General features: G+C 66.5%; 12 protein-coding genes. 1 reads left to right on the top strand and 11 read right to left on the bottom strand.

The annotated features are described in order from the left end of the window. Positions 1-15: 15 nt before the first annotated feature. The 9 genes from QTI33_RS25500 to QTI33_RS25460 all read right to left on the bottom strand — a co-directional run bounded on the left by QTI33_RS25500 (position 16) and on the right by QTI33_RS25460 (position 12596). The gene (locus tag QTI33_RS25500) at positions 16-1485 is read right to left on the bottom strand and encodes a M20 family peptidase (protein WP_286509151.1); all 1470 of its coding nucleotides are present in this window, start codon (positions 1483-1485) and stop codon (positions 16-18) included. Positions 1486-1504: 19 nt separating this feature from the next. Further along, on the bottom strand, positions 1505-3610 hold the full coding sequence (locus QTI33_RS25495) for a 3-hydroxyacyl-CoA dehydrogenase NAD-binding domain-containing protein (protein ID WP_286509150.1): 2106 nt from the start codon (positions 3608-3610) through the stop codon (positions 1505-1507). Positions 3611-3788: 178 nt separating this feature from the next. Then, complete coding sequence (locus tag QTI33_RS25490) at positions 3789-4484, bottom strand: ABC transporter ATP-binding protein (RefSeq protein WP_286509149.1); 696 nt, start codon at positions 4482-4484, stop codon at positions 3789-3791. Position 4485: 1 nt separating this feature from the next. Next, positions 4486-5256 carry an ABC transporter ATP-binding protein gene (locus tag QTI33_RS25485; RefSeq protein WP_286509148.1) on the bottom strand — a complete coding sequence of 257 codons (771 nt, stop codon included), beginning with the start codon at positions 5254-5256 and terminating at the stop codon, positions 4486-4488. Next, positions 5253-6551: a branched-chain amino acid ABC transporter permease gene (locus QTI33_RS25480; protein ID WP_286509147.1), complete on the bottom strand. Its 1299-nt coding sequence runs from the start codon at positions 6549-6551 to the stop codon at positions 5253-5255. Before QTI33_RS25480 ends, QTI33_RS25485 begins: the two co-directional genes overlap by 4 nt. A 4-nt stretch (positions 6552-6555) precedes the next feature. After that, positions 6556-7509 (bottom strand): branched-chain amino acid ABC transporter permease, encoded by a 954-nt coding sequence (locus tag QTI33_RS25475; RefSeq protein WP_286509146.1) that lies wholly within the window; start codon positions 7507-7509, stop codon positions 6556-6558. A gap of 81 nt (positions 7510-7590) precedes the next feature. Continuing rightward, positions 7591-8829 carry a branched-chain amino acid ABC transporter substrate-binding protein gene (locus tag QTI33_RS25470; RefSeq protein ID WP_286509145.1) on the bottom strand — a complete coding sequence of 413 codons (1239 nt, stop codon included), beginning with the start codon at positions 8827-8829 and terminating at the stop codon, positions 7591-7593. 167 nt (positions 8830-8996) lie between these two features. After that, the gene (locus tag QTI33_RS25465; RefSeq protein ID WP_286509144.1) at positions 8997-10640 is read right to left on the bottom strand and encodes a 3-(methylthio)propionyl-CoA ligase; all 1644 of its coding nucleotides are present in this window, start codon (positions 10638-10640) and stop codon (positions 8997-8999) included. A 159-nt stretch (positions 10641-10799) separates the two neighbouring features. Next, complete coding sequence (locus QTI33_RS25460; RefSeq protein ID WP_444814887.1) at positions 10800-12596, bottom strand: carboxylesterase/lipase family protein; 1797 nt, start codon at positions 12594-12596, stop codon at positions 10800-10802. A 234-nt stretch (positions 12597-12830) separates the two neighbouring features. Here QTI33_RS25460 and QTI33_RS25455 point away from each other — a divergent pair, with 234 nt between their 5' ends. Further along, positions 12831-13808 (top strand): AraC family transcriptional regulator, encoded by a 978-nt coding sequence (locus tag QTI33_RS25455; protein ID WP_286509195.1) that lies wholly within the window; start codon positions 12831-12833, stop codon positions 13806-13808. A 41-nt stretch (positions 13809-13849) separates the two neighbouring features. Here QTI33_RS25455 and QTI33_RS25450 read toward each other — a convergent pair whose 3' ends face one another. Continuing rightward, positions 13850-14158, bottom strand: a complete 309-nt coding sequence (locus QTI33_RS25450) for an addiction module antidote protein (protein ID WP_286509143.1) — start codon at positions 14156-14158, stop codon at positions 13850-13852. After that, the gene (locus tag QTI33_RS25445) at positions 14109-14405 is read right to left on the bottom strand and encodes a type II toxin-antitoxin system RelE/ParE family toxin (protein WP_353506356.1); all 297 of its coding nucleotides are present in this window, start codon (positions 14403-14405) and stop codon (positions 14109-14111) included. Before QTI33_RS25445 ends, QTI33_RS25450 begins: the two co-directional genes overlap by 50 nt. Position 14406: the final 1 nt, after the last annotated feature.

Genomic DNA, 14406 nt, shown 5'->3' with positions numbered 1-14406 from the left:
AAAGAGGAATGGCGATTACTGGGGCTGCGCCGTGTTGAGCAGCAGCTGCTGATAGAACTGGATCATCTCGCCGTAGTTCGAGATCGAGAGGCGTTCGTTGTTGCCGTGAAAGCGCGGCAGGTCCTCGGCCTTGACGCGGAAGGGCGAGAAGCGATAGACCGCGTCGCTGATCAGGCTGAAGTGACGCGAATCGGTGGCCGCCGTCATGAGGCCCGGCGCCACCACCGCATCGGGAAAGCTCTGGCGCACCGCGAGCTCGATCGAGCGATAGCCCGTGCTGTCGGTCGGCGACACCGGCGACGGCTCGGAGTTGCCCGGATAGCGCTTGACCTGGATCGCGTCGTCGCCGAGCGCGTTCTTCAGGTGCTTCTCGACGCTGTCGATGCTGTCGCCCGGCAGGATGCGGAAATTGACCGCCGCCTCGGCCCGCCCCGGCAGCACGTTGTCCTTGTTGCCGGCGCGCACGATGGTCAGCGCGGTGGTGGTGCGCAGCATCGCGTTGCTGCTCGGGCTCTTCTCGAGCTGGCCCTGGACCAGCGGTCCGGTGAGCCACAGGTTGGACAGCAGCACGCGGTTGAGGCCGCCCATCTCGGGCGCCAGCGTGCCGAACATCTGCGCCGCCACGCCCTGGATGCCACCGGCCATCTGATGGGCCTCCAGCCGCGCCAAAGCGGCACTCATGCGGCCGATCGCGCTGTGCTGCGGCGGCATCGACGAGTGGCCGGGGGCGGTGTCGAGCGAGAGGAAGAAGGTGCCGTAGCCCTTTTCGGCCAGGCCGATCAGCGCCGCCGGCTTCGACAGCCCGGGCAGCACGCCGTCCAGCACCAGCAGGCCTTCGTCGAGCACCCAGTCGAGGCGCACGCCGCGCGACTTGAGCAGTTCGGCGATCGACAGCGCGCCGCGCAGGCCGCTGACCTCCTCGTCGTCGCCCATCACGAGGTAGACCGTCTGCGTGGGCTTGAAGCCCTGGCCGATCAGCAGCTCGATGGCCTCCATCTGCGCGAACAGGTTGCCCTTGTTGTCGAGCGTGCCGCGGCCCCAGACGAAGCCGTCCTGGATGGCGCCGCTGAAGGGGTCGACCGACCAGGCCTTCTCGGTGCCCGGCGCGATCGGCACCATGTCCTGGTGCGCCATCAGCGCGATCGGCTTGGCGGCAGGGTCGCTGCCGGCCCAGGTGTAGAGCAGCGCCTTCTGGCCCACCACCTCTTTCTTGAGGGTGGCGTGGACCTTCGGGAACTGCTCGGCCAGGTAGGCATGCAGCTTGTCGAACTCGGCGTCGTTGCCGCTCGGGTTGTCGAGGCTGGACACCGTGCGGAACGGGATCGCGCCGGCCAGCCGCCTGGCGGCCGCCTGCACGTCGATCGCGAGCTTCGGCGCCGGCGCCACAGCGACTTGCCGCGAGGGCGTGCGCCAGGTATTGACCGCCACGGCTGCCGCCAGCACCACCAGCACCAGCAGCAACGCCAGGAATACACGTTTCACCATGAGCGGTCGCCTTCCGTCGTCAGCTGAAGTTCTTGCCTTCGGCCACCAGCTTCTGGATCAGCCCGGCCGGCTGCCAGAAGCTCGCGTCGTCGTGCGGATTCTTCGCGAAGCGCTTCATCGACTCGGCCACGTTGAAGAGGCCGACCTGCGACGCATAGTGCATCGGGCCGCCGCGCCAGATCGGAAAGCCGTAGCCGGTCAGGTAGACCATGTCGATGTCGCCCGACTTCGAGGCGATGCCGTCCTCGAGGATGTGCGCGCCTTCGTTGACGAGCGAATACACCAGGCGCTGGACGATCTCCTCGTCGGAGATCTTGCGCGGCGTGATGCCGATTTCCTTGCGGTGGTCTTCGATCATCTTGTTGACCAGCTCGGACGGGATCGCATCGCGCTTGCCGGCCTGGTAGTCGTACCACCCTGCCCCGGTCTTCTGGCCGAAGCGGCCCAGCTCGCAGAGCTTGTCGGCCGTGCGGCTGTACTTCATGTCGGCGATCTCGGTCGCGCGGCGCTTGCGGATGGCCCAGCCGATGTCGTTGCCGGCCAGGTCGCCCATGCGGAACGGGCCCATCGCGAAGCCGAACTTCTCGACCGCGCGGTCGACCTGCTGCGGCGTCGCGCCTTCATCCAGCAGGAAGCCGGCCTGGCGCGAGTACTGCTCGATCATGCGGTTGCCGATGAAGCCGTCGCAGACGCCCGAGACCACCGCGGTCTTCTTGATCTTCTTGGCCAGCGACATCACCGTGGCCAGCACGTCCTTGGCGGTCTCTTTGCCGCGCACCACTTCGAGCAGCTTCATCACGTTGGCCGGGCTGAAGAAGTGCATGCCGACCACGTCCTGCGGACGCTTCGTGAAGGCGGCGATCTTGTCGACGTCGAGGGTCGAGGTGTTGGACGCCAGGATGGCGCCGGGCTTGGCGACGCGGTCGAGTTCCTTGAACACCGCTTCCTTGACACCGAGTTCCTCGAACACGGCCTCGATGACCAGGTCGACGTCCTTCAGGTCGTCGTAGCTCAGCGTGGTGCTCAAGAGCGCCATGCGCTGCTCGTACTTGTCCTGCTTGAGCTTGCCCTTCTTGACCTGGGCTTCGTAGTTCTTCTTGATGGTGGCGACGCCGCGGTCGAGCGCTTCCTGCTTCATCTCGAGGATCTTGACCGGGATGCCGGCGTTCAGGAAGTTCATCGAGATGCCGCCGCCCATGGTGCCGGCGCCGATCACGCCGACCGCCTTGATGGCGCGCTGCGGCGTGTCGTCGGCCACGTCGGGAATGCGCGATGCCGCGCGCTCGGCCATGAACAGATGGCGCAGCGCCAACGATTCGGGCGTGAACATCAGCGCGGTGAAGAGGCGGCGTTCCTCGGCCATGCCTTCGTCGAACTTCAGCTTGGTCGCGGCCTGCACGGCATCGACGCACTTGAGCGGCGCCGGGTAGTTCTTCGACATGCCGCCGACCATGTTCTTGGCGAACTGGAAGTAGGCGTCGCCCTGCGGGTGCTTGCACGGCAGGTTGCGCACCAGCGGCAGCGCATCGCCGGTCTTGCCGGCCACGGACCTGGCGAGTTCGAGCGCTTCGTCGAACAGCGACTCGGCCGATCCCGAGAGCTTGTCGAACAGCTTCTGGCCGGGCATCGACGCCAGCAGTTCGCTCTTGACGGCCTCGCCGCTGACGATCATGTTGAGCGCGGTCTCCACGCCCAGCACGCGCGGCAGCCGCTGCGTGCCGCCGGCGCCGGGCAGCAGGCCCAGCTTGACCTCGGGCAGCGCGACGCTGGTGCCGGGCGCCGCCACGCGGTAGTGGCAGCCCAGGGCCAGTTCAAGGCCGCCGCCCATGCAGACCGAATGGATCGCCGCGACGATCGGCTTGGTCGAAGCTTCGAGCGCCAGGATGACGCTCAGCAGGTTGGGCTCTTGCAGCGCCTTGGGCGTGCCGAATTCCTTGATGTCGGCGCCGCCCGAAAAGGCCTTGCCCTCGCCGGTGATGACGATCGCCTTGACGGCCGGGTCGTCGATGGCCTTGGAAAGCCCGTCGGTGATGCCGACCCGGGTCGAGAAGCCGAGGCCGTTGACCGGGGGGTTGTTCAGCGTGATCACGGCGACGTCGCCGAGCACTTTGTATTCAGCCGTCATGCTGCGTTCCTTTGGGATGGGAGAGGATCGAAAAAACGGGTTCGAGGGCACGGCGCCACTTGGACGCCCTGCCCCCGCACATAAAAAGCACGAGTGTTCTTTTTTTACCGAATTCTAGGCGTTTCGAGTGACCGGGCAACCCGGCCAAGTCGCTGCCGAGACAAGGGTCGGCAGGAGATTAAACCTCCAGCCATTCCTTCCGGGTAGTGGCATCGGCCCTGAGGCTGTCGGGCGTGCCGTCGAACACGATGCTGCCGTGCCCCATGACCAGCGCCCGGTCGGAGATCTGCATCGCGATGGTCAGCTTCTGCTCGATCAGCAGCACCGAGATGCCCTTGTCCTTGAGGGTGCGCAGGTACTGGCCGACCAGTTCGACGATCTTCGGCGCCAGGCCCTCGGTCGGCTCGTCGATGATGATCAGGTCCGGGTCGCCCATCAGCGTGCGGCACAGGGTCAGCATCTGCTGCTCGCCGCCCGACAGCACGCCGGCCTCGGTGTGCTGGCGCTCCTTGAGCCGCGGGAACATGCCGTACATGTCGTCGAAGGACCAGCGGCTGCCCTTTCCCTTGCCCTTCTGGCCCAGCAGCAGGTTCTGGTGCACCGTGAGCTTGGGAAAGATGTCGCGGTTCTCGGGCACGTAGCCGATGCCCAGGTGCGCCACCTCGTAGGCCTTCTTGCGCAGGATGTCCTTGTCCTTCCAGCGCAGCGTGCCTTCGGCATGCACCAGGCCCATGATCGCCTTGGCGGTGGTCGAGCGGCCGGAGCCGTTGCGGCCCAGCAGCGCGACGATCTCGCCGGGGCCGACGTCGAACGAAACACCATGCAACACATGGCTCTTGCCGTAATAGGCGTGGATGTCTTGGAGTTTCAGCATCTCAGTGTGCTCCGCCCTGCGCATCGGCGACCGAGGAACCCAGGTAGGCCTCCTGCACGCGCGCATTGGCGCGCACCGCGGCCGGCGTGTCGAAGGCGATCACCTCGCCGTAGACCACCACCGCGATCTTGTCGGCCAGGCCGAACACCACGCCCATGTCGTGCTCCACGGTGAGCAGGGTCTTGCCGACCGTCACCTGCTTGATCAGCGCGATGAAGTGCGAGGTCTCGGTCTTGCTCATGCCGGCGGTCGGTTCGTCCAGCAGGATGACCTTGGCGCCGCCGGCGATCGTGACGCCGATTTCCAGCGCCCGCTGCTCGGCATAGGTGAGGTTCACGGCCTGCACGTCGCGCTTGCGGTCGAGGCCGACCTGGTGGATCAGCTCCTCGGTGCGGGCGTTGGCATCGTGCAGGTTCGACAGGAAGCGCAGGAAGCTGTAGCGGTAGCCCAGGCTCCACAGCACCCCGCAGCGCAGGTTCTCGAAGACGCTGAGCTTCGGGAAGATGTTGGTGATCTGGAAGCTGCGCGACAGGCCCAGCCGGTTGATCTCGAAGGGCTTCTTGCCGTCGATGCGCTGGCCGTCGAGCAGGACCTCGCCGCTGCTGGGCGCGAGCCGTCCGCTGATCAGGTTGAACAGCGTCGACTTGCCGGCGCCGTTCGGGCCGATGATGGCGATCCGTTCGCCGGCCTCGACCGCCAGGTCGACGCCGCGGATGATCTCGGTCTTGCCGAAGTTCTTGCGCAGCGACTTGAGTTCCAGGGCGTGGGTCATGCGAGCTCCCTGCGCTTGATCTCGGCCTCGATCTGCTCCTGCGCGGTGCCCCAGGCCCGCACGAAGCGCCGCCGCACGAACTCGAGCGCGACGAGTCCGACGACCATGATCAGCGACGCACCGAACCAGCTGGCCACGCCCGAGGTGTCGAGCGAAACGCCCATGAACGGCAGGTTCGGCCCCAGGGCCGAGTTGAGCTGGATGTGATAGATCATTTCGATGAGGGCGGCGGCGCCGATCACCACCGGGATGATCGCCACCAGCAGGCCGCCGTAGAGCGGCCAGAACTGCTTGAACTTGCCGAACTTGGCGACCCGGAGATTCATCATCACCAGGCTGGCGATGCCGCCCGGCGCGAACATCACCATGAAGACGAAGACCAGCCCGAAATAGAGCTGCCAGGCCTTGGAGAGCTCCGACAGCAGCACCGCCGCGAAGACCAGCAGCACGGCGCCGATGATCGGTCCGAAGAAGAAGATCGCGCCGCCCAGGAAGGTGAACAGCAGGTAGCTGCCCGAGCGCAGCGCATTCAGGCTGTCGGCCGCGTTGACGATCTCGAAATTGATCGCCGCCAGGCCGCCGCCCACGCCGGCGAAGAAGCCGGCGATGATGAAGGCGAAGTAGCGCACCCGCTGCGTGTTGTAGCCGATGAACTCGACCCGCTCCGGGTTGTCGCGCACCGCGTTCAGGATGCGGCCGAGCGGCGTGCCGGTGAAGGCGTACATCAGCGCGGTGCAGACGAAGCAGTAGACGGCGATCAGGTAGTAGACCTGGATTTGCGGCCCGAAGGTGATGCCGAAGAAAGGCCGGCCGTAGACGCGGTCGGTCGTGATGCCGCCCTCGCCGCCGAAGAAGCCCGGGAACATCAGCGCCATGGACGCCACCAGCTCGCCGATGCCCAGCGTGATCATCGCGAAGGTGGTGCCCGACTTCTTGGTCGTGACGAAGCCCAGGATGATCGCGAAGAACATGCCGGCCAGCCCGCCCACCACAGGGATCAGCACCAGCGGGATCGGCCAGCCGCCCTTGCTCGCGAAATTCATCGCATGGATCGCGATGAAGGAGCCGAGCCCGACGTAGACCGCATGCCCGAAGCTCAGCATGCCGCCCTGCCCGAGCAGGATGTTGTAGCTCAGGCAGATGATGATGAGATAGCCCATCTGCGAGAGCATCGTCAGCGCCAGGCTGGTCTTGAAGACCATCGGCGCGACGATCAGGACGATCGCGAACAGCGACCAGATGAAGAAGCGCCCGAGGTTCAGGGGCTTGAAGCGGTAGTACTGCGTATTCGTCATCGGATCAGTCTTCGCGCGTGCCGAGCAGGCCCTTGGGCCTGAAGATCAGGATCAGGACCAGGAAGAGATAGGGCAGGATCGGCGCCACCTGCGAGATGGTGAGCTTGAGCAATGGGTAGCCGAAGGTGCCTTCGTTCACCGCCACGCCCAGCGCCTGCAGGCCGCTGGCCATCGACTGGTCCATCGCCACCGCGAAGGTCTGGACGATGCCGATCAGAAGCGACGCCAGGAAGGCGCCGGCCAGCGAGCCCAGCCCGCCGACCACCACCACCACGAAGATGATCGAGCCCACCGACGCGGCCATGGCCGGCTCGGTGACATAGGTGTTGCCGCCGACCACGCCGGCCAGCGCGGCCAGCGCGGCGCCGCCGCCGAACACCAGCATGAAGACGCGCGGCACGTTGTGGCCGAGCGCCTCCACCATTTCAGGATGCTTGAGCGCGGCCTGGATCACCAGGCCGATGCGGGTGCGCGTGAGCAGCAGCCACACCGACAGCAGCATCAGCAGCGCCACCAGCATGATGAAGGAGCGCGACTTGGGGAACTGGGTGCCGAACAGCGTGAACAGCGGCCCTTGCAGCTGCGTCGGCAGTGCGTAGGGCACGGTGGAGCGGCCCCAGACGAGCTGCACCACTTCGAGGATCAGGAACGAGAGGCCGAAGGTCACCAGCAGTTCGGGCACGTGGCCGAACTTGTGGACGCGGCGCAGGCTGTAGCGCTCGAAGGCGGCGCCCAGGGCGCCGACCAGCAGCGGCGCGATGAACAGCGCGGGCCAGAAGCCGATGATGCCGGAGAGCGTGTAGGCCACGTAGGCCCCCAGCATGTAGAAGCTGGTGTGCGCGAAATTGAGCACACCCATCATGCTGAAGATCAGCGTCAGGCCAGAGCTCAGCATGAACAACAGCAAGCCGTAGCTCACGCCGTTGAGCAGCGAGATGACGAAAAATTCGACGTTCATCGGTCCTCGGGGTCGCAAGGGAAAAGAAAAAGGCCCGAGTGTTGAAGTCGGGCCTCGACCGGTCAGGAGCGGATCACAGCCTCAGGGGCTGGGCCGCTTCATCTCGCAGGTGGTCGGCGTGCTGGCCACGTAGGGCTCGTAGTACTTGACCGGCACGAAGGTGTAGCCCGTGTTCTCGGAGTCGATCGGGAACTTGCCGCCGGCCTTCTCCCACTTCGACACGTACAGGCCCTGCTGCAGCTGGTGGTCGGTCTTGCGCATCTCGACGTCGCCGTTGAAGCTCTTGAAGCGCATGCCCTCCAGCGCCGCCGCCACCTTGACCGGGTCGGTCGACTTGGCCTTGACGAAGCCGTCGACCAGCATCTGCAGCGAGGTGTAGGCCGCCGAGGTGTAGAGGTCTTCCTTGAACTTCTTGTTGAACTCGACGGCCAGGCGCTGCATCTCGCCGCCCATGTTGTAGTGGCCGTAGGCAACCTGGAAGACCTTGCCGGCCGAAGCCGCACCCATCGCGGTCGGCGTGCCGCTCACGGTGCCGTAGTAGGTATAGAACTTGACGTTGTTGAGGCCTGCGTCGTTGGCCGCCTTGATGAGCAGCGCGAGGTCGGAGCCCCAGTTGCCCGTGATCACGGTGTCGGCGCCCGAGGCCTTGATCTTGGCGATGTACGGCGCGAAGTCGCGCACCTGCGCCAGCGGGTGCAGGTCTTCGCCGACGATCTGGACGTCGGGGCGCTTGCGCGCCAGGTTCTCCTTGGCGAACTTGGCCACCTGCACGCCGTGCGAGTAGTTCTGGTTCAGCAGGTAGACCTTCTTGACGTCCGGCTGCTCCTTCATGAAGGTGGTCAGCGCTTCCATCTTCATGGAGGTGTCGGCGTCGAGGCGGAAGTGCCAGTAGCTGCACTTGCTGTTGGTCAGGTCGGGGTCGACCGCCGCGTAGTTCAGGTAGAGCACTTCCTTGCCCGGGTTGCGGGCGTTGTTCTTCTCGAGCGCATCGATGATCGCGAGCGCGGCGCCGGAGCCATTGCCCTGCACCACGTAGCGCGCACCCTGGTCCATGGCCGAGCGCAGGGCGCTGGTGGTTTCCTGCGGGCTCAGCTTGTTGTCGATGCCGATGATCTCGAACTTGACCCCTGCTGCGTTCTTCTTGTTGAACTCGTCGGACAGGAACTGGAAGGTCTTGAGCTGGTTGGTGCCGACGGCTGCCATCAGGCCCGACAGCGGATCGAGCCAGGCGATCTTCACGGTCTCGCCCTTCTGGGCGAAGGCGCCGGTGGCGCTGGCGACGAGGATGGCGGCGGTGGCGATTTTCAGAGCGAATTTCATTCTGGGTCTCCTAGGGTCAAGCTGTCAGGGCTGGGCGAGATTACAAGTCTTTGGGGACCCGCCCGTCAGGGAATGCCCGTAAGAAGGAGGCTGCCGGGGCGGTTTCTATCACCCATGCGACAGCCTCGTCCGGGCTGGTGCTACTCGGCGGTAGGATCGGCTGGTTGTCAGACCCCCGGCAGCTTGTAGTCGCGCAGGAGTTCGCGCAACTTGGTCTTCAGGATCTTGCCGGTGGCACCGATCGGGATCGCCTCCACGAACACCACGTCGTCGGGGATCTGCCACTTGGCGGTCTTGCCTTCGTAGAACTTCAGCAGTTCCTCGCGGCTGACATCGGCGCCCGGCTTCTTCGCCACGGCGATGATCGGCCGCTCGTCCCACTTGGGATGGGCCACGCCGATGCAGGCCGCCATCGCGATCGCCGGATGCGCCACCGCGATGTTCTCGATGTCGATCGAACTGATCCATTCGCCGCCCGACTTGATCACGTCCTTGCTGCGGTCGGTGATCTGCAGGAAGCCGTCGGCGTCGATGGTGGCGACGTCGCCGGTCGGGAACCAGCCGCGGCCCCCGGCATCGGCGACCAGCGGGTTGCCGCCCTCCGCCTTGAAGTATTCCTTGACCACCCAGGGCCCCTTGACCAGCAGGTCGCCGTAGGCCTTGCCGTCCCACGGCAGCTCCTCGCCGTTGCCGTCGACGATCTTCATGTCGACGCCGAAGATCGCCCGGCCCTGCTTCATGCGGATGGCGGTCTGCTGCTCGGGGCTTTGCGCCAGGTGCTTGTTCTTGAGCGTGCACAGCGTGCCGAGCGGCGACATCTCGGTCATGCCCCAGGCGTGCAGCACGTCGACCCCGTAGAGTTCCTGGAAGGCGTGGATCATGGCCGGCGGACAGGCCGAGCCGCCGATCACGGTGCGCTTCAGGCTCGAGAACTTCAGGCCGTTGGCCTGCAGGTGGCCCAGCAGCATCTGCCAGACGGTCGGCACGCCGGCCGCGAATGTCACCTTCTCGGCCTCGATCAGGTCATAGACCGACTTGCCGTCCAGCGCCGGGCCGGGGAACACCACCTTGGCGCCGACCAGGGCCGCGGAGTACGGGATGCCCCAGGCGTTGACGTGGAACATCGGCACCACCGGCAGCACCGAATCGCGCGCCGAGATGCACATCACGTCGGGCAGCGCCGCCGCGTAGGCATGCAGCAGGGTCGAGCGGTGGCTGTAGAGCGCGGCCTTCGGGTTGCCCGTGGTGCCGCTCGTGTAGCACATGCTCGAGGCCGAGTTCTCGTCGAAGGTCGGCCAGGGATAGACGTCGGAGCGCTGGCCCATCCAGGCTTCGTAGCTCACCAGATTCGGCACGCCGGTGTCGGCCGGCAGCTTGTCCGCATCACACAGCGCAATCCACTTCCGGATCGTGGTGCACTTGGCATGAACCGCCTGCACCAGCGGCAGGAACGAGAGGTCGAAGCACAGGATCTGGTCCTCGGCGTGGTTCGCGATCCAGGCGATCTGGTCGGGATGCAGCCGCGGGTTGATGGTGTGGAGCACGCGGCCGGAACCGCTCACGCCGTAGTACAGCTCCAGGTGGCGGTAACCGTTCCAGGCCAGCGTGGCGATCCGGTCGCTGAAGAGCAGCTGCTCGTCCTCGAGCGCGTTGGCGACCTGGCGCGAACGCGCGGCGACCTCGCGCCAGGTCGTCCGGTGGATGTCGCCCTCGACCCGCCGCGAGACGATCTCGGCGTCGCCATGGTGGCGCTCCGCGAACTCGATCAGCGACGAGATCAGCAACGGTTGGTCCTGCATCAAACCCAGCATCTATCAGCTCCTTGCTTAAATATTCTTGGTAATTCCGAGAGGAAAGCCAATGTAACCACCGGCGCCCCGCTGCTGCCGAGAATCCTTCAAATCCGTGTTGCAGTGCAATGCCAGAAACCCGCAGTCCGGTCCCCGAGGAGACCGGACGCGCGGGGCCGGCTACTGGGTCGAGATGCTGGCCGCGCCGGGGGTGGCGTCGAGCAGGAGCCGCGCGGGCCAGGGTGCCCAGGTGGTGCCGAGTGCCGCGCTGTTCGGGTCGCCGGTGCGCATGAAGGCGGCGATGCTGCCCATCATCGCGTTGGCCAGCGCTTCCCTGCCCGGCCGGTTGGCGGCGCTGAAGCTCGCGTTGGCGAACAGCGACGGCCCGAAATTGCCGAACACGAAGCCCAGGTCGAAGGCATGCGCGGCGCCGTAGACCTCGTTCCAGGGCGGCGGCAGCTGGGCCCAGTCGAACTGGTAGTGCCACAGGTTCGACTGCTGCGTCTTCAGCGTGTTCAGCAGGTTGTCGCGGCTCGGCACCATGAAGGCGTTGGTGATGCGGGCGGTCATCGCGTCGTAGCCCGTGCCCGCTGTCGTCACCGGCAGGTAGACCGGGTCGATGATGTCGGCCGAGGTCAAGGTGGTGGCCGCGTCCGGGTCGAAGTTCTGCATCATCGTGAAGCGGGTCGCATCGTCGATCTTGATGCCCGGCTTGGGCCCGCCGACCAGCGGCAGGAAGGGCGTGAAGAGCTTGCCCTCGTCGCGCGTGACGCCCACCAGGGTCGGCACCTTCAGGTACTGGCCGGCGGCCATCGCCGCGATCGGATCGGTCGGCAGGACCGTGCCGTCCGGGATCGGGCCCGAGCCGGTCAGGCCCTTGGCCAGCACGATGCCCAGGATGGTCTTGGCGTCCTTGGCGCGGAGGTAGTCGGCGACGTCGGCCGGGCTCATCCCGGCGGCATAGTTGGTGGCCCCGGCCAGGTCGGCCGCCTTGCCGTCGGCCACCAGCAGGTTCAGCAGCAAACCGTTGCCCTGCGCCAGGTAGGCCGAGGCCGGGTTCAGCGTCGGCAGGCTGCCGGGCGGCAGGTTGCTCGCCAGCGAGATGCCGCCCGACAGCGGGATCGCCTTGTGGAACAGGCCCTTGGCCATCGGCGAAGCCATCAGGGCCAGCAGGTTGATCGCGCCGGCCGACTGCCCCATCACCGTGACGTTGCCGGCGTCGCCGCCGAAGCCGGCGATGTTCTTCTGGATGTAGCGCAGCGCCGCCAGGTTGTCGAGCAGCGCGAAATTGCCCGAGTCGTCGCCCTCGCTGCCGCCCACGCGCAGCTGCGGCAGGTTCAGGAAGCCGAGCACGCCCAGGCGGTAGTTGGCGGTGACGATCACCGCGTTGGCCTTCTTCGCCAGATTGGCGCCGTCGTAGACCGGGTCGGCCGTGTAGCCCGAGATGTTGCTGCCGCCGTGGATGAAGAGCAGCACCGGCAGCTTCTCGTCGGTGCTCGCCGGGCGCCAGATGTTGAGCGTCAGGCAGTCCTCGCTGCCCACCGGGGTGTTCAGGGTGCTGGCGATGGTGGCGTCGTAGGTGTTGTTGGCGCCGGGGCCGTAGATGCGCCCGTTCTGCAGGCAGGGGTTGCCGAACTGCCTGGCCGGGCGGATGCCGGCCCAGGCTTCGGGCTCGGCCGGGGCCCGCCAGCGCAGCGCGCCGACCGGCGGCCGGGCGAAGGGCAGGCCCTTCCAGGACCAGGTGCCCGAGCGGGCGCTGTCGTCGACCCCTTCGACCTTGCCCTGGGCGGTGCTGCGCACCGTGGGCGCCTCGGCGGTCGGTGTCGCGGAAACGGTGGTCACGGGTGTCGGCGTCATGGTCGTGGCCGCGGCGGGCGGCGGAACGGTGAAAGCGGGATCGGACGATCCGCCGCAGGCGGCGATCATGGCGCACAGTAGCACCAATCCCGCGCCCCATTTCCGGCTGGTCTGGGTCATGTCTTGTCTCCTTGTCGGGTTATCCGGAATGCGCGCGGCCGGGGCTGGCCGCGATACTTCTGGGCTTCTTCGCGAGCCCGGAAAAATTCTAGGAACGACCCGCCCCATGCCTGCTATCGCAAGCGCGCCAAACCAGTGACTTCAGCGACACAAGCATCCGAATCGGTGCGCCCTGCCCCGTCGGCGGCCCCGTTGCGCACCAGTTCGGGCGCCTGGCTGCGGGGCGTGCTCGACATGTTCGCGGCCGAAGGGCTCGACGTGCAACAGCTGCTGCGCGACTGCGGCTTCGACGCCACCGGACTCGAGCGGCCCGAGGCCCGCTTTCCGGCCGACGACATCAGCCAGCTCTGGCTGCTCGCCGTGGCCCGCTCCGGCAAGGCCACGCTGGGCCTCTCGCGCGAACTGGCGGCGCGCCATGGCAACCTCGACACGCTCGGCCACGCGATGACCTGCAGCCCGCATCTGCACGCGGGCCTGGAGCGGCTGGCGCGCTACCTGGCGGTGGTCTCGGACGCCGCCACCTTCGAACTCGAGGCCGAGGCGCGCGGCCAGTGGCTGGTGCTGGGCCATGTCGGCAGCCGCCGGCCGGTGCCGCGCCAGCGGGTCGAATACGGGATGCTGACCATGCTGGTGCTGTGCGGCTGGCTGACGCGGCGCGAGTTGCGGCCGCTGGCGGTCGAGTTCGTGTACCCGTCACCGCCGGACGACGCGCCGCACCGGGCCGCCTTCGGCTGCGCGATCCGCTTCGGCGCCGCCGCCAACCGGCTGCTGCTGGCCGACGCCGACATGCGCGCGGCGATCCCTTCGCAGCATCCGGCGCTGGCGGCGCTGCACGAGCGCCTGCTCGACGAGCAGTTGGTCACCTTGGCCGACAGCAGCGTGAGCCGCCGGGTCTGCGCCGAGATCACGCGCCGGCTGCCCGGCGGCGAGCCGCGGCGGCAGGATGTGGCGGCCGGGCTCGGCATCACCGAGCGCACCCTGCAGCGCCGGCTGCAGGCCGAATCGAATTCCTACCAGGCCCTGCTCGACCAGACCCGGCGCGAGCTGGCCCAGCAGTACCTGGCCGACCGGCGCCACACGCTGACGCATGTCGCCGACCTGCTCGGCTTCGTGGACAGCAGCAACTTTTTCAGGGCCTGCAAGCGATGGTTCGGGTTGCCGCCGGCGCAGTACCGGGCGCGATATGCCGAGGGCGGCGGGGCGAATATCTGAGCGCCGTGGGCCGCGCAAGTCCATGAATCTCCGGCCATGGCTCAGGCATGCGCCCTCGGCTGCACGTTGATCTGCAGGCCAAGGGCGCGCATGACCTTCAGGACGGTTGCGAAACTCGGGTTGCCTTCATCGCTCAGCGCCTTGTACAAACCTTCCCGTGTGATGCCGGCATCCCGCGCTACCTGGGACATCCCACGAGCACGCGCCACGTCGCCGAGCGCAGCAGCCAGAAATGCCGGATCGTCGTCTTCGAGCGCGATCGAAAGATAGTCGGCGCAATCCTGTTCCGACTTCAGGTAGTCAGCCGCATCGAACACCGGCAGTTCGGAAACTCTGATCTTCTTGCTCATGGTCCATCCTCGAGGTTGGTTGCACCGGACGCCGCCGAACGAAATACATGCCCCAGCCTGGCCCGAAGAACTCGCGCATTTCATAAACGCCTTCACCGACAGGCTTCACGTCACCCAGGTTCCCGGAAGAAGCCTTGCGCAGTCGCGCCGTCAAACGAAGCTTGGTCATCCGGTCGCGAAGCCCATCGAACCATTGGTCGAATTCGGGCATTCGGCGAATCTCATACATCCATGGATTGGAATCCATG

Source organism: Variovorax davisae, assembly GCF_030316845.1.
Lineage (GTDB): Bacteria > Pseudomonadota > Gammaproteobacteria > Burkholderiales > Burkholderiaceae_C > Variovorax > Variovorax davisae.
The sequence above is the reverse complement of the archived record's forward strand: the minus strand, read 5'-3'. Positions and strand labels throughout refer to the sequence as shown.